Raw genomic sequence first — 22459 nt, forward strand, 5'->3', positions numbered from 1 at the left:
CCCACCACGTTGCCGTTGTTGCGCAACTCGAAGTCGCCGCCATTGAGGGCCAGGCCGTCAGCGGTGATGTTGCCGATAGCATTCTGGGTGGTCTTGCCATCGACATTGAGGAACACGTTGCCACTGGTGGCCAGCCCTTCGTCGATCGCCAAGTCACCTTGGGTGCCGATGCTGACGTCGCCGGTGTTGTTCACGCCGGTGAGGGTTGTCTGCGTGCCGTCGGCATGGGTCGCGGTCAGCGAACCCACCTTGAGGTCTGCGCTGTTGTTGAATTGGACCTTGCCCGCCGCGCTGGCGATATCGCCAATCACGTTGCCGGTATTGCCCAGCGCGTAATTGCCGCCCAGCAGCACCAGGCCGCTGGCATCCAGCTTGGCCCCGGCGTCGCCGGACTGGGTGGTGTTGCCCGCCACTTCCAGGGTGATGATGTCGTCGGCACGGGTCTGACCCTGGCTGGCATCGTCCCGTGGGCCATTTTCTATGGTGATGCCTTTTACCAACGTCAGGTCGTGATCGGTTTTCAAGGTGACCGCCTCATCGGAGGTAATCCCCACGGTGCCGTCCACGGTACCCACCGTCAGGTTGCCGTTGCCGGCAAATGCCAGGCTGCCGACATCGGCGGCGATGACACCCACGTCATGCCCGCCCTTGCCCAGCTGGAAGTCGCCTTCGCCGCGCAAGGCCAATTCGTCTGCGGTAATGGTCGCGCCAGTTCCCTGAGTCGCACCTTTGCCCGCATCGACGCTCAACGTCAGCCCCTTGCCGGTGGTGCCGTCTTCGTCGGTGCCTTCGGGATCCTTGAGCATCAGATCGCCCAGCAGATCCAGGACACCGTTGGCGACCAGGGCCAGATCGTCCTTGAACGTCGCGCCTTCATCGTCGACGGTGATGTTGCGCGTCTTGTCGTTGCCGATGACGACCTTGTCGAAGCCATCCTGGATGTTGGCCAGGTCAGCGTCGGACAGCACCAACGGATCGTTAGGCCCGGTCACCTCCGGGTCATCGCTGCCGCCCAGGTGGATGTCCAGGCCATCGGTCTTCTGCTGCAGGGTAAGGCTGCCGTTACCGGAAACGCTCGCGGCGAGATCGATTTCGTCGGCGGTCAGGCTCGTATCGCCCTGGGTGATCAGGGCCTGGCCGACCGTAAGGGTGTCCGCGACAAGCTTCAGGTCGCCGGTCTGGGTCATGCCGGCGACCGGCACGCCTTGCGGGTTTGTCGGGGTCTGGCTATCGGGAATGGTTACAACGCCGACGGTCAGGTCATCGACATCGGCAAAGCTGACCGTGCCGGTGTCGCTGGCGATGGTGTTGACGTCGTTGGCCGCGTTGTCGAGATCATGGGTGGCGCCATCGCCCAGCAGCACCAGGCCATCGGCGACAATGGCGCCGCCGGCGGTCTGGTCGACCTTGCCACCATTGCTCTGCAACACCAGGACGGGAGCCGGCTTGGTGTCATCGTTACCGGTGCCTGGGGCGTCGGCCACGGTCAGTTGGTCGTTGATGTGGATATTGCCGGTGCCGGCATTGAGGACGAGGTTGTCGTTGATGCGGGTCGCTTCGATGATGTTGATGTCACCGGTCATGTCCGCGCCGCCGATGTTGACGGAGGTGAACCCGTCGCCCAGTGCGCTGATGTCGGTGCCGGTCAGTTCCAACGAACCGGGGGCGTCGCCTGTGCTGCCGCCCACTGCGATGTTTTTGCTCGGCGTGTTGGTCTCAAGGGTGATGTTCCCATTGCCGGTGACACTGCCGACGCCGCCATTGAAGTTGATGTCGTCCGCCTTGATGGCCAGGTTGTTGTCGGTGCTGTTGAGGCTGCCGTTGAACGTGATGGAACTGCCTTGCAGGCCCTTGCTGCCCGAGGTTTCGGTCTTGATGTTGTCAACGTACAGCGAGCCACCGACCTGCTTGCCGGCGGTCTGGTCGAAACTGCCCGAGACGAACACGAATTTGTACGTGCCGGCCCTGTCAGCCGTCGCCGTGTGGCTTTGCCAATTCACCGCGCCCGTGCCGTTGCCCGTTTCATTCAAGATGATTTGGTATTCGCCGGTATTGACGTTCAACAGGTAGCCGAAGACATCGTAGGTATCGCCGCCCGCGACCGGTTTGTAATCGAAGCTGACCTTTTCTCCGGCGGCCAGGGAGACCGTGCCCTCGCTCACGACCGAAGGGCCGCGCATGATGCAGCCAGCGGGTGCGTTGAGGCAGTTGGAGGTATTCTCGGTCCCCAGCAGCAGCGCGGCGCCGCCGTCCTTGCCTTGGCCAGCGGCGGCGACCGGGGTGAGGGGTTTGTAATTCATGTTGCCCTGGTCGCCAGGGGAAACGCTCGGCGCACTGCCGTTCGTTGGCGAGGTCGTCGGCAACGTCGGGTCATTCGGCGAGACCACGCCATCCACCACGGTGACGCCCGTGAAGAACTGGTCGATGGACGTCTTCCACCCGACCAGGCCATTTTCGAAGTCGGCGTTCAGGAATTGCGACGTGCCCAGCTCAACCGCACCGGTGTAGACCTGCTCGCCGCTGGTGAAGACTTTTGCGCCGTTGATAAACGTCTTGCCGGCGCCGCTGGTGGTCGCATACAGAGCGCCCAGCGCGCTGTTACCGCCGACCATGTCGCTGAAGATGATCGAGCCCGAACCGGCATCGACGCGCAGTTGGCGGTTGTTGGCCACCGCATCGGAGTCCACCACGCCGGCAAATACGACATTGCCACCGTTGCTCTTCAAACTGACGTCGGTGTTGAGCGCGATTTTGCCGTTGAGAATCAACGCCAGGCTGTTGCCATTGCCTGCGCCGCTGGCGTCGATATCGCCGTTGAGGAAGATATTGCCGAAGACATAACGGCCTGTTGCGCCGTCGTCGTGTCCCGACTGCAACGTCAGCGTCCGGTCACCGCTGATGCCCTGCGGGGTGTAGTCGCCGTTCCAGTGAATGGTGTTGTCGGCCTTGATTGCCACATCAGTGCCGCCGGCCAGGGCGGTGTCGATCGCGTCGAAACCGACCGTGGCGGCTTGTCCGTTGGCGCCGCCTGTCAGCCCTCCATTACCCGGCCCCACCGTGACACTGTCCGGGTCGAGCAACCACAAGCCACCCTTGCCGTTCTTGGCCGAAGCATCGGCGGCTTTGCTCACCGCCAACTTGGCGCCGCTGGTCTCGATCTTGCCGCCGTCGCCGCCCTTGGCACCGCCGGTGGCTTTCAGCGTGCCCTCCACCCGCGTCACGCTGCCCGGCTTCTTGGTATCCGACCAGGCCACCACGGTACCGCCCTTGCCGTTGTCGGTCGCCGATGCATCGAGCACGGCTCCGGCGGCGATGGTGGTCTGGCTGGCCTGTTTGATCGCCGGGTCCTTGCCTTGCCAGCTACCGCCCACATAAATGTCGCCGCCGCCCTTGGCGCCGGTGGCGTCGAGTTCAGCGCCGCCGTTGATCGCGATACGGTCGCCGGTCACGACAATCTTGCCGCCCTTGCCGCTATCGGAGGACACATCGATACGCCCGGCGACTTGCACACCGCCCTGATCCCCCATCAGCGTCACCACGCCGTTTTCACCGATATCCAGGGAACGGGCTTCGATCAAACCGGTGTTGTTGATGACGGTGCTCGCCAGGGTTTCCGCCGCACGGGCGGTCAGCAGGATACGACCGGCATCGGCACGAATGGCGCCGCCGTTTTCGATCAACGCTTGAAGCGCACCCTCTTTCACTTCCAACTGCACCGGCCCACCCAGGTCGAGTGTCACGACACTGCCGGCGCCCAGCAGCACATTGCCCTTGTTCGCGGTGATGTTGCCTTCGTTGACGATTTTCGCGGCGATCAGGGCAATGGTGCCGCCTTGCGCGGCATTGATGTTGCCCTGGTTGACCACCGAGGCGGCGCTGTTGCCACTGAAACGGTAGTTGCCCGCAAGGAAATCTTCCGTGGTCATGTTGAGCGTGGAGGCGACCAGGCCGCCTACATCAACCTGCGCACTGGGTGTAAACAGGACGCCGTTGGGGTTGACCAAGAATACCTGGCCGTTGGCTTTCAGCGCGCCCTGAATCACCGACACATCCGAGCCCAGCACGCGGTTCAATGCGACAGACGCCGCGCCCGGCTGGACGAACTGGACGGTGTTGCCTTTGCCGACGGAGAAGCTTTGCCAGTCAATCGCGAGCTTATCGCTGCCCTGATGAATGGCCATGTTGTTGCCGTTCTGATGAATGCTGCCGTTACCCGCCACGATATTGCCGCCCGACGGTAACGCTCCCGCCGTGGCAACCGAAGCGAAGACGCCGCCGCCCACGCCAATGACCAGGCTGAGGGATCTGCGGCTTTTGTCTTTGCCTTGGCTTTTGACCAACTCTGATGCCACCTGCCACGCGCCCAACACAGCATTCCAGACTACTCGGTAAGCTCGGTTCATTTTTGTTCACTCATCCTTAATACGGCTGGCCGCGCCACGATGATCAGGCGGTTCGCAATCAAACAATCAAATGGAAAACCGCATCCGGACGGATGACGGCTCGAAATCCCAAAGTGCTCCGTTCCATCATGTCCGCGGTAAGCGGGGTGATACCTTTGCTGGAGCACCCACGGCTTTTGATTGAGGGGATTGAGTGAATTTTTTTTGATCTGGAGGGTGCTCGACACTGGAATACCTGTGGGAGCGAGCTTGCTCGCGATAGCGGTACACCAGCCACCATTGATGTTGCCTGGCCCGGCCCTATCGCGAGCAAGCTCGCTCCCACATGGAAATTGTGGCGAACGCAGCATTTGCGCACGCCCCGATCAAAACTGTGGGAGCGAGCTTGCTCGCGATGGCGGCAAACCAGACGCCACTGATGTTGCCTGACCCGGCCCTATCGCGAGCAAGCTCGCTCCCACATGGAAATTGTGGCGAACGCAGCATTTGCGCACGCCCCGATCAAAACTGTGGGAGCGAGCTTGCTCGCGATGGCGGCAAACCAGACGCCACTGATGTTGCCTGACCCGGCCCTATCGCGAGCAAGCTCGCTCCCACATGGAAATTGTGGCGAACGCAGCATTTGCGCACGCCCCGATCAAAACTGTGGGAGCGAGCTTGCTCGCGATGGCGGCAAACCAGACGCCACTGATGTTGCCTGACCCGGCCCTATCGCGAGCAAGCTCGCTCCCACAGTGGACTGTGCCCATCGCCACGGATTTATTCGTTTGCTCAAGGTCGGCGGTGTGCAGCTAAGATGGCCGCAGAGAAACCACAGGGAAGACAGGCGTGATGCAATCGCAATTCGATCCGTTGGTTCATATCGATTGGAAAACACCGGGCAGCGACTTGCTCGGGCTGTTGCAGCATTACTATCCCGACATCGGTGTGTTTGCCGGTCCGGGGTTCGAGGCGTTGTTGGATGAGCTGTCCAACGAGATGCCCGAGGTCTGTTTCGAGGCACTGGCGCCGGTGTTGGGGGGGCAGGGTTATGACTTGTGGAACCTGGATGCCGGCGGCGATGATTATCGGCCGGTGATTGTCCCGGTCACTCAGCGCGAGGCCTTTGCCCGTCACTGGCAGGGCCAGCACGGCGAACCGAGGTTCACGGCGAGTTTGATCGAGCCGCCCAAGCCTGCCGCCGTCGAACGCAAGCCGGCCAAACCCAAGCGCAGCAAGGTGAAGTGGCTGCAGGAAGTCCATGACTATCCCGGCGCCACCTATGTCCATGAATACAACTACCGCAACGGTTGGGCCGCCATCACCGAGCAGGACGACGACCAGTGGCTGTGCTTTCTGATCGATTACAACCCATGGCCGCCCGCCGAGCAGGACATGCTCGAACACCGGACCGATGGCGTGGACGGCGCGGACCTTCAGCTCATCGATGCCGATGCCCGGCGCAGCCTGTGGAAACGTCGGGTCATACGCGGCGATTACAGTGCGGACGACCGCTACCAATACGAAATTCGTCAAGGCGATGAGATCGCGGCGTTCGGGCCGGCCGGGGTGCAATGGCCGGAGTTTGAACAGCCCTGCGTGGTGCTGGGCTCGGAGATATTCGAACGTCAACGTATCTACGAACCCAAGCATTTGACGCGGGTCTGGCGGATCACGGCGGACAGCAGCGACGTGATTTTCGAGGACGCGGATGAACTGACGATCCTGCCCATCGGCCCTCGCCGTTTGCTGTTCATGCAGCACAACGAGCCGAAGTGCTGGGTCTGGAATCAAGACTCACCACAACAAGCCATCGTCGCCCGGGCGATGCCTGCCGAGGGCTATAGACTCAGGGCGTCAACGGCTTACCTGGGGGGTGACGAGATCCTGCTGTTCAGCGAAGGCGCGCGGCAGAACGTCGAGCATTCGGGTTATCAGGAGACGGTGCTGTTGGCGTGGCGCTTCAACTTCATGACCGGCGCCCAGACCAAGGCGACGCTAGACGGTTTCGGCAGTGAACTGCGCCAGGACACGCGCTTGCTGGTCACCCAGCCCAAGCAAGTCATCACGTTGCGCACCTTTCATGGGCAGCTTCATGTTGCCCGGGGGCATGGGGATTGGTGGGTGTGGAATTACCGGACGAATACGTTCGGCACACAGACCTTGGCGTGGTTTTGGAATCAGCGCAGCCATGAGGTGGTGAAGCTGTCTTCCAAGGATATTGCGCGGGTAAAGCCGGAGATTCGTTACTTGGCGGCGCAGGATCGGTATCTGGCGTTCGAGACGGAGTTTGTCGCGCGGTTGCCGGTGTTTGAGCAGATGGTTGAGGCCAAAGGGTGTGAGAGATTGGTTTTCGAGTGATGGATCTCTGCCGCCCTCAGAAAAACACAGCGGACTGCCTCGCTACCATTTTTCAATGGCATGCGTGATTTGTGGCGAGGGGATTTATCCCCTCGCCACAGTTCCTTAGCGCCCTCTAGTGAATGGGCTCAAACCCGCAGCAACCCGCGAAACCCTCGCGCCGCGTAATACGACTGCACACCGTTGTGGTAAACGAACACCCGGCCATAACGAAAGTCACCGAAAATCGCCCCGCCGAGGGCACGAAGCTCAGGGGGGGTCGCCAGCCAGCTGGAAGTCTTGGCATCGAATTCCCCCAACTCCTGCAGCGCTCGGTACTGATCTTCCGTCAACAGGGCGATGCCCATCGCTTCGGCCATTTCAACCGCGCTGCCCGTTGGCTTGTTCTCCTTGCGAGCGTCCAGGGCCGCGCGGTCGTAGCAGAGGCTTCTGCGGCCGGTTGGGCTTTCTTTGGCGCAATCGCAGAAGGTGACAACGCCGGTCTCTTTATTGTGGCCGATCACGTCCGGTTCGCCGCCGGTGGCTTCCATGGCTTGGAGGGCCTTCAGGACGTTAAGGTTGCCTTCCAACCTGGCCTGGACATCGGCCCATGGGATACCTGGGTGGCGGTGGGGGTTTTGTTCGAAGCGGGCTTTCAAAGTTTGGAGAAGGTTTTCCTGATCCTGTTTTTTCATGGTTTTGGGTCCGTTGGTGGCCGGTTCCAAATCTTGGCAGTACCAGCGTAGCAACCCCATTGAGGCGGGAGGTCAGAAACCAATATGGATCGTGCGTTCGTCGGGCAGTTCTGGAAGTTCATCAAGGACGGCGGCTATGCAATTCGCCAGAATGGTGACAGCAGTGGGGACTCGCCGGTTTTTTATCGTTTCCAGAATCCTGAGGACAAATCCTTTCCCGTTCAGGTCGAGCTATTTTCCCGAGTGCCGGATGGCCTGGAGCATGAAGAAGCGGCCAGAATGACCAAGGTCCCCGTTGAGGAGCAAGCCGCCAGCCTGTCTGCGATCATTCTTGATGATGAGTACTACGCCTTTCTCCTGGCCGGCGTGGATCACACCCAGGATATCAGCCACATCGGTGCTGATCGGCTCGTTCCCCTCAAAGCCCATGCCTGGCTTAACAAGAAGGCGCTGCTTGAACAAGGCATTGCCGTGGACAGTCGCGATATCAAAAAGCACTTCAGAGACGTGATCGTACTGGCTGTCGGTCTAACTGAAGGAATGGCCCAGCTACCTGAACGATTGGCGCTCGATTTGAAGGCGTTTCTAAATCAAGTGCCCGCTGAGCTCGCGTCAAATCCCCAAGCTTACAAAGGTGTGAACGGCGACCGTTTGATCAGGACCATTCAAGAAGCCTTCAGCCTCGATTGAATCAGGTTTTCCGCACGCTATCAGCCGCCCTGATAGCGTGTGTAAATATTGTTTTAACGTCTGACTGGCGGCCTCAGCATGACATTGGAACTACCGCTGCGCCTCGCCCTGTGGATAAACATCACTGACATTCAACGACAACTGGGCCGCCACTTCATAGCCATCGGCCTTGCTGAAGTTCAACTGAAACTCCTGATAGGCCGGCCCGGCCAGCCAGCGGTTGACTTGCAGGTCCTGGTACTTGGAGCTCTCCCCGGGCGTGAGCTGCCCGAACAGCGGAAAGCCCGCATCGGAAAAAATCCGGTCTGCCTCGAACCAGTCCATCTCCTTATCAAACTTCACACTTGAGCCCACCGCCGCCCACGCCTCTGGCGTGACTTTCTGGCCAATGTCCAGGAAGACCACTTTGCTTTCTTTCGCGGCGATCAGGAAAGGCAAGGCGATCGGTGTTCCCGTGGAATCGAGGAGCTTGGATTTCATACCGGCATACTCCCCGCCGCCATTTTCCCTGCGCTCCCAGATGCGCCAGTCGATGACACTTTCCGGGTTGAAACTGTTGTTGGTGAGAATGATTTTGTAGCGCTGCTTGAAGAGCACGGACGGGAAATCGGCGAAGGGTTTGTAGAACGACACGGTGCTGTGTTCAGCGCCGACCCGGATGATGATCGGGGTTCTACGGCTGGCGACGCTGTCCTGGTATTGCTGGTAGCTGAAATAGGCAGAGGCGATGGATACGATCAAGGCCAGTGTTGCAATGGCATCCGTCCGGGTGAGGGTCTTGAACCATTTCATCATGAGGTGGCGTGTCCAGGCATGGGTGGTGGCTAAAATGGCGTCATCGCGAGCACGCTCGCGCCCACAGATTGTTGTTGCAACGCCATTCCAGCATGAATGGCTAAGGTGAAGTAACCCTGGCGTCCATCACTGAGCACATGAGGCCCGTATGAAGAACTTCACGATTCAACGCATCGACCACATCGTCCTGCGCGTAAAGGACCTCGAGCGCAGCCTCGCTTTCTACACATCGGTGCTCGGTTGCGAGCTGAAGAAGCGCCGGGACGATCTTGGCATGCTTCATCTGGGCACCGGTGTTTCGATGATTGATCTGGTTGCCGTGGACGGGCCTCTCGGTCGCCAGGGCGGTCCGGCAGCGGGAAAGCAGGGGCACAACGTCGATCACTTGTGCCTGCGTATCGAGCCGTTTGATGAACCAGCCCTTCTCGCGCATTTGGCCTCAGCTGGCCTGACCGTTGAGAAAGCGCAGATGCGCTATGGCGCGGAGGGCAAGGGCTGGTCGATTTACTGCTTCGATCCGGACGGCAACCAGATCGAGTTGAAGGGCCCGGCGCTGGAGCCCTGAGCTTCATCCCTGTGCGAGCTTGCTCGCGAAAGCGGCCTGTCTGGATCGGTGATGTTGACCGTGCCGGCGTCATCGCGAGCAAGCTCGCTCCCACAGGGGGGCGGTGGTGGACACAGCATTTGCAGACACCCGAGATCAAAAACTGTGGGAGCGAGCTTGCTCGCGAAAGCGGCGGATCAGTCAACACCGATGTGGCTGACACACCGCTATCGCGAGCAAGCTCGCTCCCACAATGTTCTGCGGTGGAGGTTATTGCGCCGTCAACTCGACCACACCTCGAACCCGCTGCTGCATATTGATCAAATGCAACCGCATCGACGCCCGCGCCGCTTGCGCATCGTGCCGCGCCAACGCCGCGTAGACCTGCTCCCGCTCACGCACCACCAACGCCCGATTTTCATCCGTCACCGCCGGTCCGGCCTGTTGCACCACGGCGATCAACGTATTGCCCACATGGGCCATGGCGTCGATGAAAAAGCTGTTGCCGGTGCACTGGGCGATCTGCAGATGGAATTCGAAATCGACCCGGGCGCTTTCGTCATCCGTTGGGTCAAAAGCATTCGCCGCGTCGAGCGCTTCACGCATCGCCTGCAACTGCTCCGGCGTGGCCCGTTGCGCGGCGATGCCGGCCGCTTCCACTTCCAGGCTCAGGCGCAGTTCGATCACGGCGAGCGCATCGTAGGCCCCGCCCTTGACGTGTTTGCTGCCCTGGAAATCCCCTGGGCGGGCGGTGTCCACCACGAAGGTGCCGATGCCGTGACGGGTTTCCACCAACCCTTCGGCCTGGAGCCGCGACATGGCTTCGCGAACCACCGTCCGGCTGACGCCGCGTTCCTTGATGATGACTTGTTCGGTGGGCAACTTGCTGCCCGCGGGCAGTTCGCCGGCCAGTATCTGCTGCGTCAGGTCGATCACCAGTTGTTGAGTCATGCTCAGGCGTCGATCGGGTGTGACACGGTCCATTGCACTATCCATTAAAGCCAGACGATCGCGGCATTATAGCCGCGACCTTGCGCTAAAACTCACTATAATGCCCGCTGATCACCCAAGAGCAAGCCGATGACGGATCAAGCGTTATCTCCACTGAACAAGCCACGCCGCCTCGCCGAAACCCTGGTCGACCGCTTCGCCCAGCGCATGCGCGACGGCATCCTCAAGTGCGGCGAAAAGCTCCCCACCGAAGTGCATATCATGGAGGCCGAAGGGGTCAGTCGTTCGGTGGTGCGCGAAGCGCTGTCGCGCTTGCAGGCGGCGGGGCTGGTGGAGACGCGCCATGGCGTCGGCACCTTTGTCCTCGACATGCCAGCACCGGAGGGCTTCACCTTGGGGCCGGCGACGATTGCCACGTTGTCCGATGTGCTCAACCTGCTGGAGTTTCGCCTGAGCCTGGAAGTCCAGGCCGCCGGCATGGCCGCCGAACGCGCAACCCCCGAAGCCCTGGCCGAACTGGCCCAGGCGCTGGACGCATTGCTGCAAGGGCCGGAAAAATCCGGCACCACCATCAATGCCGACTTCCAGTTCCACCTGAAAATCGCCAAGGCCGCCGGCAATTACTACCTGATCGATATCATGAAGCACCTGGGCACGAAGCTGATCCCGCGTACCCGGATGAACTCCGCCTATTCCGGGCAAAGTGACCGCAGTGCTTACCTGCAGGGGATCAACGCCGAACACCAGCAGATCTTCGACGCCATCGCCAGCGGCAATGTCGACGCGGCGCGGGCGGCCATGTACCTGCACTTGAGCAACAGCCGCATGCGCCTGTGTGAAACGCAACAGCGCCAGGCGTTCTACAACGAGTAATCCCTGCCCTCCCCTGTGGGAGCGAGCTTGCTCGCGATAGCGGCGGATCAGCCAACATGGATGTGGCTGACACACCGCCATCGCGAGCAAGCTCGCTCCCACAAGTTGACCCCGGTGCTTCGACAACTTAGAAAAAGTTGTATTGAATACCGACCCGCAGACGCAGTTGGCGATCACTGTCGACGGAGTTGACTTTGATATCGCCCACTTCAAAGAACGGCGCCCAGCGTTTGTCCCACTTGTACTTGACCACGGCATTCTGTTCATAGTCGTCGGTGCCGCCGTTATAACGGATGTAGTTGGCATCGAAGTACGTCAATTGATATTCATACGCCCACGGCCCCTGGTTCGCGTAGTTGATGTACACGTCGTAGCGATGGATCTTCTGGTCGTCCTGGCCGTTGTCCGGCACGTCATGGTCGACCTTGTCACGGTCGAGCTTGGAGGAGTCGTAGCGGTAGCGTCCGGCGATACTCAGCTCCTTGGTGATCTTGTAGCCCAGGCGCATGCCCAGCTTGTAGGTGGTGGATTCCTCGTCGCTTTCCATGGCGAACGAGGGCGTCAGCGTCCAGCGATCATTGAGCTTGTGCTGGTAGTTGACGGTGAATTCATGGCCGCTGCCGACGGTGTTGTCGAAGGCAACGTCTTCGCGATCACCGGCGGTCTTGTATTTGAGTTCCCCTTCCAGCCCCACGCCGTTGTCCAGCCGCATGCCAAACTTGGCGCGGTCGGCATGCATGCGGGTTTGTTCCGCATACTGGTGGCGTACGTTGATATAGCCGGTATCGGCCATGGCAACGACCGAAGTGAACAAGGAAGCGAGGGACAGCGCGACGAGTGTCTTTTTCATGTTTTTTATTCTTGTTAGTTGAGTCATTAGTTGGGTTGAACGGCAAATCGCAGGCGAGCGCGAGCGCGGCATTGAAATCTGCGGTTCAACGTCTTCTACGGGTTAAAACACGTGCAACGAACGAGTTACCTCAAACAGCGATAGGTATTCGCTGTATGTCCCGACTGGCTTGCACCAGCAAGCGGGTGTACGCATGGGTGGCGCCATCGCTCGCCAGCAGATGGCTGTCGAGCGTCTCCACCACCCGGCCCTGCTGCATCACCGCCAGCCGATCACACAAATGCGCCACCACCGCCAGATCGTGGGTGACCATCAGGTAGGTCAACCCTTCCTGGCGACGCAAGTCGGCCAGCAGGTTGAGGATTTCCGCCTGCACCGAGACGTCCAGTGCCGAGGTCGGCTCGTCCAGCAACAGCACCCGGGGCCGCAGGATCAATGCACGGGCGATCGCCACCCGCTGGCGCTGACCACCGGACAACTGGTGCGGATAACGGAAGCGAAAACTGTCGTTCAAGCCGACCTTGCGCAGGATCTCGCTGACCTTCTGCCCCCGCCCATCGATGCCATGGATGCGCAGCGGTTCCTGCAACGCGGCGTCGATGGTGTAGCGCGGATGCAACGAGGCATACGGGTCCTGGAACACCATCTGCACCGTGCGGTAGTGGTTCAGCGGCAGGTTGCGCGTCACGGCCTGGCCGGCGACCCGCAGTTGTCCGCTCCAATGCTGGTACTGCCCGGCCAGGCAGCGCAGCACGGTGGTCTTGCCCGAACCGGACTCCCCCACCAGGCCGAATGCCTCGCCTTCGGCGACGCTCAAATCGACGTCGTGCAATACCGCGTTCAATGCCGCGCCGGTGCCGAAACTGAGGTTCAGGCCGGCGATTTCAATCATGCTCATGACAGGCTCCTCAAGCGTTCAACCAGAGTGGGTCACGCTGCAACACCGGCAGCGTGGCACGCGGATGGTCCAGGCTCGGCAACGCGGCCAACAGGCCTTGGGTATAGGGGTGGGTGGCGTGATCCAGGTCGGCGGCGGCAATCGACTCGACCACGCGGCCGGCGTACATCACCAGCACGCGGTCACAGAAATGCCGCACCAGGTTCAGGTCGTGACTGATGAAGATCAGCCCCAGGTCACGCTCGCTGACCAACTCCTCCAGCACGTTGAGCACCTGCCGGCGCACCGACACGTCCAACGCCGAAGTGGGTTCGTCGGCGATGATCACCTGGGGATCGGTGATCACCATCATGGCGATCATGATCCGCTGGCCCATGCCGCCCGAGACCTCGTGGGGGTAGAGGTCGTAGACCCGCCGGGGATCGCGGATGTGCACCTTGGCGAGCATGTCCAGGGCCCGTTCGCGCGCTTCGCGATGGGGCACCTTGTGATGGGCCAGGTACGCCTCGGCGATTTGTTCGCCAACCCGCACCACCGGGTTCAGCGAGTATTTCGGGTCTTGCATGATCATCGACATGCGCGCGCCGCGAATCGCCTGGATCTGCTTTTCGCTGGCGGCCAACAGGTCGATATCGGCGAAGCGCAAGGTCTTGGCGGTGACCCGCGCCGTCGGCGGATGCAGGCGCAGAAGGCTGCGGCCGACGGTGGACTTGCCCGAGCCGGACTCGCCGACAATGGCGAGTTTTTCTCGCCCCAACGTGAACGACACATCACGCACCGCCTGTGAGGTTTTGCCGGCGTGGCGAAACTCCACGCACAAGTCCTGTACCGCCAGTTTTATCTCAGTCATGGGCTGTTCCTCAGGATTGGCTGCGTGGGTCGAGGACGTCGCGCAAGCCGTCGCCCAACAGGTTGAAGGCCAGGCTGACCAGCATGATCGCCGCACCGGGCGCCGCCACCAGCCACCAGCTTTCGAGCATGTAGCGCCGCCCGGTGGAGATCATCGCGCCCCACTCCGGCAACGGTGCCTGGGCGCCAAGGCCGAGAAAGCCCAGGGCCGCAGCGGTGAGGATGATGCTCGCCATGTTCATGGTCAGGCGGATAATCACCGACGACAGGCACATCGGGATGATGTGGCGCAGGATGATGCGGGTGCTCGACGCGCCCTGGAGCTGCACCGCGACGACGAAGTCAGCGTTGCGCAGCGGCAGTGTTTCGGCCCGCGCCAGACGCGCAATCGGCGGCCAGGCCGTGAGTGCGATGGCGATGACCGCATGCTCCAATCCCGGGCCGAGGGCGGCGATGAACGCCAGCGCCAGGACCAGGCTGGGGAACGAGATGAAGATGTCGGTGATGCGCATGAACAGGCTGTCGACCCAACCGCCGAAGTAGCCGGAAACCGTGCCGACCAACAGGCCGATGGGGCCGACGATCACGGTCACCAGCAAGACGATGTACAAGGTGATGCGCGAGCCATACACCAGCCGGGCGAAGACATCGCGACCGTATTCGTCGGTGCCGAACCAGTGCACGCTGCTGGGTGCCTGCAAGGCCCCGGCGAGGTTCTGCAGTAGCGGATCGTGGCCGGCGATCCAGGGGGCGAAGACCGCGACCAGCATCAGGGTCGCGACGACGATCAGGCCGGCGAAGGTCATCGGGTTGCGCAGCAAAAAACGCAGCAGGCGCACGGTGCTGGCGACCAGCGCTGCCGTACTCGAAGCGGGCAGCGCGGTACTGCCGGCTGCGCTGGAAGCAAGGGGCAGGTTCATGAGCGAGTCCTCGGGTCGAAGATCTTGTACAGCGCATCGCTGATCAGGTTCAGCGTCACGAAGATGAGGCCGATCAGCAGGACGCAGGCCATCACCGCGTTCATGTCGCCGAGCAGCAAACTGCTGGTCAGGTACTGGCCGAAGCCCGGCCAGGCGAACACGGTTTCGATCAGCACCGCACCTTCCAGCAGGCCGCCATAAGCCAGCGCGACGATGGTCAGCAACTGCACGCGAATGTTGCCGAAGGCATGGCCCCAGACGATGCGGCGCTGGGACAAGCCCTTGACCCGGGCGGTGATGATGTACTCCTGGGACAGTTGCTCGAGCATGAAGCTGCGAGTCATGCGGCTGATGTAGGCGACCGAGTTGAAACTGAGGATCACCGCCGGCAACAGAATGTGCCGCAGCGCGCTGCGAAAGGCCTCCCAGTCGCCGGACCAGGCGGTATCGATCAACAACAATCCTGTGTGTTTCGGGATCAGCCCGTCATAGGCCAGGCCGATCCGCCCGACGCCGCCAGCCCAACCCAGCCAGGCGTAGAACACCAGGAAGGCCATCATGCCGATCCAGAAAATCGGCGTGGAATAACCGAACAGGGTGATCAGCCGCGCGACATGGTCACCGGCACTGCCCTGATGCGTCGCCGCGTAGACGCCCAGCGGCAAGCCCGCCAGCACGCCGAACAGGATGGCCAGGGTCGCCAGTTCCAACGTCGCCGGGAAGACCCGGGCGATGTCGGTAATGACCGGGTTGCCGGTCAACAAGGCCATGCCGAAATCACCGCGGAGCAGGTCGCCCAGGTAGATCGCGAACTGGGTCCACAACGGCTTGTCCAGGCCCAGCTCCTGGTACACCTGGGCGTAGGCCGAAGCGTCGGCGTCCGGGCCGACGATGGCCAGCACCGGGTCCAGGGGCATGACCCTACCGATGAAGAAGGTCAGTAGCAGCAACCCCAGCAGCGTCACCGCCACCGAGCCGCCGCGCCGGGTCGCCGAAGCGGCCCGGGTGGTCCAGATTGAAAAGGATGCAGTCGACATGTTCATTCCTGCCTTGGCCGTGCGGCCGTCGATTTCAGCGCTGCTTGTAGACGTCCCGAAGGCGCGTGGTGGCGGCGGTGTGGCCGATGTAGTTGCGCACATCCGCGTGGATCACCACTTCGTCCACCATCTGTGAGACCGGCATGATCGCCCCGGCCTGTTGGTCGTAGAGAGTCTGGATCTGCCCATAGATTTCGCGCTGGCGCTCGGGGTCACGTTCGCGCTCGGCTTGCTCGATCAGTTGATTGAGCTGCGGGTCGAAGAACGAGGTGCGCCAGCCCTGGAAGTTGCTCAACTTGGCTTCGGTGCGGTTGTCCGGGTTGTACACCAGGGCCCGCAGGCTCGAATGCGGATGCCGCTCCGCGCCACCGCCGCCACGACCGACGAGGATGTCGAACTGGCGGTCGCGCATCGCGCCATAGATCTGGTTGCCGGTGCCAGTGATGATCGTCGCCTGGATCCCCGCCTGGGCCAGCGTCGCTTGCAGGCTGGTGGCGATGTTGATGAACGGCGGATCGGTCAGTGAACGGATGGTCACCTTGAAGCCTTCGGCATGCCCGGCCGCCGCCAACAGGCGCTTGGCTTCGGCCACGTCCAGGCGATAGCCCGGATCGTCCAGGCGTGCCGGCAGCCCCAACTGCAAGGGCCGCTGGTTGATCACGCCGTAGTGCGGCATGACCACGTCGTTGATGCCCTGGTAGTCGATCAGCAGGCGGATGGCCTGGCGTACGCGGATGTCTTGGAACAATGGTTGCTGCATGCTCATCGCCACGTAGTACAGCGTGCCGCGGGCAATGCTCTGGATGCGCACTTCATCGACCTTGCCCAACGCCTTGATGTCGGTGGCGGCCATGCCGCGGGCGACGTCCAGGTCACCGCGCTCGACCATCAGCCGCAGGGCCTGGGACTCGGTCATGTTGCGCATGATCACCCGGCGCAACTTCGCCGCGCCGCGCCAATAGTCGTCATTGCGACTCATCAGGATCACGTCGTTGGCCCGCCAGATGTCGAGCTTGAACGCACCGGAGCCGGCCGTATGCGTCGCCAGCCACGCCGCCCCCTGATCGTCACCGACTTGATGTTGCAAGGCGACCGAGCGATCGATGATAAAGGCACTGGGAGAGGTGGCCAGGGTGTTGAGCACCAGCATCGGGTCAGTGACGCGTGGCAACTCCATGACAAAGGTGTGCGGCCCTTCGGCACGCATCAGTTGGACGACGTTGTCGGCGGTGAAACCGTAGGCTTTCCAGGTGGAAGCCAGGGCGCGGTTGAGGGTGACGACGCGCTGCAACGACCAGGCGACGTCTTGGGCGGTGAGCGGTGCACCGGAGTGAAAACGCACGTCGTCGCGCAATTGGAAGGTCAGGCGCATGCGGTCGGGGCTGACGTCCCAGGTTTTCGCCAGGGCCGGAATCAGCGTGTCCGGCTGCGCCGCGTCCTGCTCCAGGAGCATGTCGTAGACGTTGGCGTTTACCTCGGCGACCTCCAGCCCCGTCGCCGCGGCAGGGTCCAGGGACAGCAGGTTGATCATGCTCATGCCCACCACCAATTGGTCGGGGGGCGTTTCGCCTTGGGCCAGGCTGACGGGCACCTGCACTGCGCACAGGGCCACGGTGACACACAGCAGCCGGGTCAGGCGCTTGGGCCAGAGATTCATGGTTCAGTCCTTTCTTATATTTATAAAGACTTGTCGCCCGGGCAGCCATCGACCTCAGGCGTGGAACAGGATCAATGTCGGGACAAGGTGTTGGCCTCGATATACGCGAAGTTGATGTCCTCGCCCAACCCCGGCCGGTCGGACAGGTGGACAAAACCGTCGGCGTCCATGGGGTCGACGATACTGTTGAGGTGCGCCGGGACGTCTTCATAGTCGAGGAACGGGTGCAGCAGGCCGCGCTCGTACCAGCGGCAGTTGCTGATCGCCCCGACCACCGCCAGGTTCGCCGCGCCATTGCCGTGGACCTCGCAATCCATGCCGAACGACTCGGCCAGGTGCGCCACCTTCAGGCACGGCCCGATACCCCCGACCCCGGCCACGCCGGCGCGCAGGATGTCACAGGACTTCTGGGTGACCCAACTGGCGCGGCTGTGGAACTTGCCGGCGATGCTCTCCGGGCCTAACACCGGGATGTCCAGGTTGGCGGCCAGCCAGGCATAGGACTCTGCGGAATCTTCCATCATCGGCTCTTCGAACCAGGCGAAATTCAGCTTTTGCAGGGCCTTGCCAATGGTCAGCGCATCCATGCGGCTGTACCAGTGGTAACCGTCGAGCATCAGCGCGATGTCGGGCCCCACCGCCTCACGCACGGCGGCGCAGGCCTGGATGTCCATTTGTGGATTCGGGGCGAAGGATATCGGCGGCATCCAGGTGTGCAACTTGATGGCCTTGTAGCCGCGCTGCACCAGTTTCTCGGCAAATTGGCCGTACTCGTCCGGCGTCGACAACCCGCCCGGCAAATCGTCGCCGCACATCGTCGAGCCATACGCCGGGACCTTGTCGCGATAACCGCCAATCAGCTTATGCACCGGCAACTTGAGCTTGCGCCCGGCCAGATCCCACAACGCCTGCTCCACCAGCGCCAGCGCCCGGTCGGTGAACTGCCCGGCGCTGCCGCGCTGCCAGTGCGCCAGGTCTTGCCAGATGCTTTCACGGTCCATCGGATCGCGGCCCACCAGCACTTTGCGCACGAAGGATTCGATGATGTGCGGACGAATCAACTCAGGCGGGCCAAAGGCATAACCCTCGCTGCCATCGTCGCAGCCGATTCGCAGCAAGGCCATCTTGATCATGACCTCATCACCCGGATGGGCGTGACCGGCGCTGTCCTGGGCACGGCGCGAAGGGGTGGAAAAGACTTCGACGTGAACGCCTGTGATTCTCATAGAAGGGTGCACCCTGTTGTTATTGTTTATTTGTATGTCGTCATACAACGCAGCGGATTATTCTGACGTTTCACGCGGGCTGTCAACCCACAAAATCAATAAAAATTACGAAATACTGGGGCTAGCTAGAGAAATTGGATTATTCTCCCAGAGGAAAATTTAGAATGTCGTCATACCACACAACAAAAACAATACGACTCGCCCCGGGAGGGCCACGATGGCGGGAGGACTGGAAACCGAGGCGGGAGAATAAAAATTGTGGGAGCGAGCTTGCTCGCGATAGCGGCGTGCCTGGGCCAATGATGTTGGAGGCGCCGCCATCATCGCGAGCAAGCTCGCTCCCACAGGGGGGGGGCGGCTGTGATGGGTGCAGGACCAGTGAACACCCGCTCCCACCCCGCAGAAGCCCGATGGTTTGCCCGACGGAACACGTCATCCAGCGGAGGATGATTTTTCTCCTAGACTTGACGTTGTCCGCTGTACGTCGGGTTCCGAAGAGGCCCGTACGATGAATGTAAAGGCAAAGGGAATTTCGCAATGCTCAAACCTGTATGGAAAGCGTTCGCCTGCACTCTGGCTTTCGGCGTGTGGGGCACGGTCATGGCGGCTGAGCCGATCGTCATCAAGTTCTCCCACGTGGTAGGCGACCAAACGCCCAAGGGCCAGGGCGCGCTGATGTTCAAGAAGCTGGCGGAAGAGCGACTGCCGGGCAAGGTGAAGGTCGAGGTCTACCCCAACTCCACGCTGTACGGCGATGACAAGGAGATGGAAGCCCTGCTTCTGGGAGAGGTGCAGATCATTGCGCGGTCACTGGCCAAGTTCGATCAGTACACCAAGACCGTGCAGCTGTTCGACTTACCCTTTCTATTCGACGACATCGCCGCAGTAGACCGTTTCCAGCAAAGCCCCGAGGGCCAGAAACTGCTCAAGTCCATGGAAAGCAAGAACGTCACCGGCCTGGCCTATTGGCACAACGGCATGAAGCAGCTGTCGGCCAACAAGCCATTGCGTACCCCTGAGGATGCCCGTGGCCTGACGTTCCGGATACAGACCTCCGCGGTGCTGGAGGAGCAGTTCAAGGCGGTGGATGCCAAGGCCAAACCGATGATTTTCTCGGTGGTGTACCAGGGGCTGCGTACCGGCCTGGTCAACGGCACGGAAAACACCTATTCGAACTTCTACAACCAGAAGCTCAATGAGGTGCAGCAATACGTCACCGAATCCAACCACGGCATACTCGACTACATGTTGATCACCACGTCGGACTTCTGGAACGGCCTGCCGCCGGATATCCGCAGCGAGCTGGAGAAGATCGTGGTCGAATCCACTGCCCATACCAACCAGGAAGCGGAACGCTTCAACCAACAGGACAAGCAGCACGTCCTGGACGCCAAGACCACCGAGATCATCACCCTCACACCGCAAGAGCGCAGTGTCTGGCGCGAACGAATGAAACCGGTATGGGCGAAGTTCGAGAAAGAGATCGGTCCGGACCTGATCAAGGCGGCCGAGGCCTCCAACAGCGCCCAGTGACATCGCCAGGCTTGACACTTTCCCGTGGCGGGAGCTTGCTCCCTCGCCACAACAGTGCCCGCCACCCTATCCCCAGCCGCACAGCACATTGCGTTATGATCCCCGCCTCTCCCTGAACAGAGCTTTTTCCGCTGATGCTGTCGTCCACCCCCGATATCACCCTTGCCCTGCCCCCTGTCCTGGTCGGCCCGCTCTTGCGGCGGCTGGAGCCTGCGCGCCTGGTGATGTGGCTGGTGGGCACACGAGCGTTGGCGTTGACGCTGCGCATTGACGGTGTCGGCGACCTGGCACTCGATGCATCACGTTGCACCGTGGTGCCGGTGGGGCAGCGGGCGTTTGTGCACTTGATCGATGTGACGCTCGACGCCCCCCTGCCCCAGGACGTGGCGATTGACTACGACCTGCTGGTGGACGGTGCGCCCATCGCCGAGTGGGCGCCGCATCTGTTGTATGACGGTGCTCAGTGCCCGAACTTCCTGCTGCATTCGCGTATCGAGCAATTGGTCCACGGTTCCTGCCGCAAACCCCACTACCCGGCCAACGACGGCCTGCTCTGCGTCGACCGTCTGCTCGCGCAAGACCCGGCGCAACGCCCGGCACTGTTGATGATGAGTGGTGACCAGGTCTATGCCGACGACGTCGCCGGGCCCATGCTGCGGGCGATTCACGGGCTGATCGAACGCTTGGGGCTGTTCGAGGAATGCCTGGACGGCGCCGTCGTGGAAGACAGCGCCAAGCTCTACCGACACCCGGCCAGTTATTACCATCGCGCCGATTTGCTGCCGGCACTGGAGAGCAACGAAACCCTGCGCGAGCGCTTTTTCGGCGGGGCGCGCAAGCCGATCTTCACCAGCAGCAGCGCCGACAATCACCTGGTGACCTTCGCCGAGGTGATGGCGATGTATCTGCTGGTGTGGTCGCCGGTGCCCTGGACACTGATCACTGTGCAGCCCCCCGAACTGACCGTCGAGCGGCGCCAGCGCTACGACCTGGAGCAGCGACGCATCGACGCGTTCAAGACCGGGCTGGACGGCGTGGCGCGGGTATTTGCGCACTTGTCATGCCTGATGATTTTCGACGACCACGACATTACCGATGACTGGAATCTGTCCGCGCAGTGGGAGGAAACAGCCTACGGCCATCCGTTCTCCAAGCGCATCATCGGCAACGCCTTGATCGCCTACATGCTCTGCCAAGGCTGGGGTAACAACCCGGATGCCTTTGCGGACGTGCTCCCGCAAACCCTGGCCTTGAGCGACACCGCCCGAGATCGCTACCTCGACAGCGAACCACAGGACCAATTGATCGACACCCTGCTGGGTTTCCAGCAGTGGCATTACGTACTGCCGAGCACGCCGGCCCTGGTGGTGCTCGACACCCGCACCCGTCGCTGGCGCAGCGAGAACAACCTCAAGCAACCTTCCGGCCTGCTGGATTGGGAAGCCCTGAGCGAGTTGCAGCAAGAATTGTTGGATCACCCCTCGGCCATCATCGTCTCACCGGCACCGATCTTCGGCGTAAAGCTGATCGAGACCGTGCAGCGGGTGTTCAGTTGGTGCGGTTATCCGTTGCTGGTGGACGCGGAAAACTGGATGGCCCATCGCGGCGCGGCGCAGGTGATCCTGAACATTTTCCGACACTCGCGTACACCGGGTAATTACGTGGTGCTGTCAGGGGATGTGCATTATTCCTTCGTCTACGAGGTGCTGATCCCACACCGCAAGGGCGGCCCGCGTATCTGGCAGATCACCAGCAGCGGCATCAAGAATGAATTCCCGCCCGTGCTACTGGAATGGTTCGACCGCCTGAACCGTTGGCTCTACTCCCCGCGCTCGCCCCTGAACTGGTTCACCAAGCGCCGCAGCATGCGCATCGTCCCCCACACCCCGGAACACGCCGAAGCGGGCGAACGGCTGTGGAACAGCGCCGGCATTGGCCAGGTGTTCTTCAATGAACAGGGCCAGCCCACGAAGATCTACCAACACAACGCCAACGGCCAACCACCGACACGCATGCTGCCCCCCAAAATCCCCACCAGCCTGAAAACATTGTAGGAGCGGGCTTGCTCGCGAAAGCGGTGTATCAATCGCCAAATAAGTTGCCTGGCACTCCGCTATCGCGAGCAAGCTCGCTCCCACAGGGGATTGGGGATGGATGCAAAATCTGCAGTCACACCAAAACAACTGTGGGAGCGAGCTTGCTCGCGATGACGACGGCAC

17 protein-coding genes are annotated in these 22459 nt (G+C 61.4%); 6 read left to right on the forward strand and 11 right to left on the reverse strand.

Annotated elements, in window-relative coordinates; genetic code table 11:
* Positions 1-4403 (reverse strand): two-partner secretion domain-containing protein (locus BLU85_RS31110; RefSeq protein WP_092205601.1); only part of this gene is annotated, 4403 nt, incomplete at its 3' end.
* Between the two features lie 831 nt (positions 4404-5234).
* Here BLU85_RS31110 and BLU85_RS08525 point away from each other — a divergent pair.
* Positions 5235-6743, forward strand: a complete 1509-nt coding sequence (locus BLU85_RS08525) for a hypothetical protein (protein WP_092205556.1) — start codon at positions 5235-5237, stop codon at positions 6741-6743.
* A gap of 128 nt (positions 6744-6871) precedes the next feature.
* On the opposite strand, the gene BLU85_RS08530 is transcribed toward BLU85_RS08525, so the two are convergent.
* A complete protein-coding gene (locus BLU85_RS08530) occupies positions 6872-7417 on the reverse strand; it encodes a DUF4256 domain-containing protein (RefSeq protein WP_092205569.1) in 546 nt (181 codons plus the stop codon).
* Positions 7418-7501: 84 nt separating this feature from the next.
* On the opposite strand from BLU85_RS08530, the gene BLU85_RS08535 reads away from it, so the two are divergent.
* Positions 7502-8107 (forward strand): hypothetical protein, encoded by a 606-nt coding sequence (locus tag BLU85_RS08535; RefSeq protein ID WP_256572915.1) that lies wholly within the window; start codon positions 7502-7504, stop codon positions 8105-8107.
* A 90-nt stretch (positions 8108-8197) separates the two neighbouring features.
* Here BLU85_RS08535 and BLU85_RS08540 read toward each other — a convergent pair whose 3' ends face one another.
* Positions 8198-8902 (reverse strand): hypothetical protein, encoded by a 705-nt coding sequence (locus tag BLU85_RS08540; RefSeq protein ID WP_092205557.1) that lies wholly within the window; start codon positions 8900-8902, stop codon positions 8198-8200.
* Positions 8903-9050: 148 nt separating this feature from the next.
* Here BLU85_RS08540 and BLU85_RS08545 point away from each other — a divergent pair, with 148 nt between their 5' ends.
* Positions 9051-9467 (forward strand): VOC family protein, encoded by a 417-nt coding sequence (locus BLU85_RS08545; protein WP_072410941.1) that lies wholly within the window; start codon positions 9051-9053, stop codon positions 9465-9467.
* A 249-nt stretch (positions 9468-9716) separates the two neighbouring features.
* Here the strand turns inward: BLU85_RS08545 and BLU85_RS08550 are convergent, their stop codons facing one another.
* Positions 9717-10430 carry a FadR/GntR family transcriptional regulator gene (locus tag BLU85_RS08550; RefSeq protein ID WP_092205558.1) on the reverse strand — a complete coding sequence of 238 codons (714 nt, stop codon included), beginning with the start codon at positions 10428-10430 and terminating at the stop codon, positions 9717-9719.
* A 96-nt stretch (positions 10431-10526) separates the two neighbouring features.
* On the opposite strand from BLU85_RS08550, the gene BLU85_RS08555 reads away from it, so the two are divergent.
* Positions 10527-11270: a FadR/GntR family transcriptional regulator gene (locus BLU85_RS08555; RefSeq protein WP_092205559.1), complete on the forward strand. Its 744-nt coding sequence runs from the start codon at positions 10527-10529 to the stop codon at positions 11268-11270.
* 127 nt (positions 11271-11397) lie between these two features.
* Here BLU85_RS08555 and BLU85_RS08560 read toward each other — a convergent pair whose 3' ends face one another.
* From BLU85_RS08560 to BLU85_RS08590, 7 genes are all read right to left on the reverse strand, one after another.
* Positions 11398-12120 (reverse strand): oligogalacturonate-specific porin KdgM family protein, encoded by a 723-nt coding sequence (locus BLU85_RS08560; RefSeq protein WP_092205560.1) that lies wholly within the window; start codon positions 12118-12120, stop codon positions 11398-11400.
* Positions 12121-12250: 130 nt separating this feature from the next.
* Positions 12251-13018 (reverse strand): ABC transporter ATP-binding protein, encoded by a 768-nt coding sequence (locus tag BLU85_RS08565; protein WP_092205561.1) that lies wholly within the window; start codon positions 13016-13018, stop codon positions 12251-12253.
* A gap of 10 nt (positions 13019-13028) precedes the next feature.
* The gene (locus BLU85_RS08570; protein WP_092205562.1) at positions 13029-13868 is read right to left on the reverse strand and encodes an ABC transporter ATP-binding protein; all 840 of its coding nucleotides are present in this window, start codon (positions 13866-13868) and stop codon (positions 13029-13031) included.
* 10 nt (positions 13869-13878) lie between these two features.
* Entirely contained in the window at positions 13879-14787 is a 909-nt protein-coding gene (locus tag BLU85_RS08575) for an ABC transporter permease (RefSeq protein WP_092205563.1), read from the reverse strand.
* Positions 14784-15824, reverse strand: coding sequence for an ABC transporter permease (locus BLU85_RS08580; protein ID WP_092205564.1), 1041 nt, complete (start codon positions 15822-15824; stop codon positions 14784-14786). The genes BLU85_RS08575 and BLU85_RS08580 overlap by 4 nt, the downstream gene beginning before the upstream one ends.
* A gap of 34 nt (positions 15825-15858) precedes the next feature.
* On the reverse strand, positions 15859-17481 hold the full coding sequence (locus tag BLU85_RS08585) for an ABC transporter substrate-binding protein (RefSeq protein ID WP_092205565.1): 1623 nt from the start codon (positions 17479-17481) through the stop codon (positions 15859-15861).
* A 71-nt stretch (positions 17482-17552) separates the two neighbouring features.
* Entirely contained in the window at positions 17553-18707 is a 1155-nt protein-coding gene (locus BLU85_RS08590) for a mandelate racemase family protein (protein ID WP_060739132.1), read from the reverse strand.
* A 537-nt stretch (positions 18708-19244) separates the two neighbouring features.
* On the opposite strand from BLU85_RS08590, the gene BLU85_RS08595 reads away from it, so the two are divergent.
* A complete protein-coding gene (locus BLU85_RS08595) occupies positions 19245-20240 on the forward strand; it encodes a TRAP transporter substrate-binding protein (RefSeq protein ID WP_092205567.1) in 996 nt (331 codons plus the stop codon).
* 134 nt (positions 20241-20374) lie between these two features.
* Positions 20375-22294: an alkaline phosphatase D family protein gene (locus BLU85_RS08600; protein WP_092205568.1), complete on the forward strand. Its 1920-nt coding sequence runs from the start codon at positions 20375-20377 to the stop codon at positions 22292-22294.
* Positions 22295-22459 lie beyond the last annotated feature (165 nt).

It is taken from the genome of Pseudomonas sp. NFACC14 (assembly GCF_900106885.1).
In the GTDB taxonomy this organism is placed as follows: domain Bacteria; phylum Pseudomonadota; class Gammaproteobacteria; order Pseudomonadales; family Pseudomonadaceae; genus Aquipseudomonas; species Aquipseudomonas fluorescens_AA.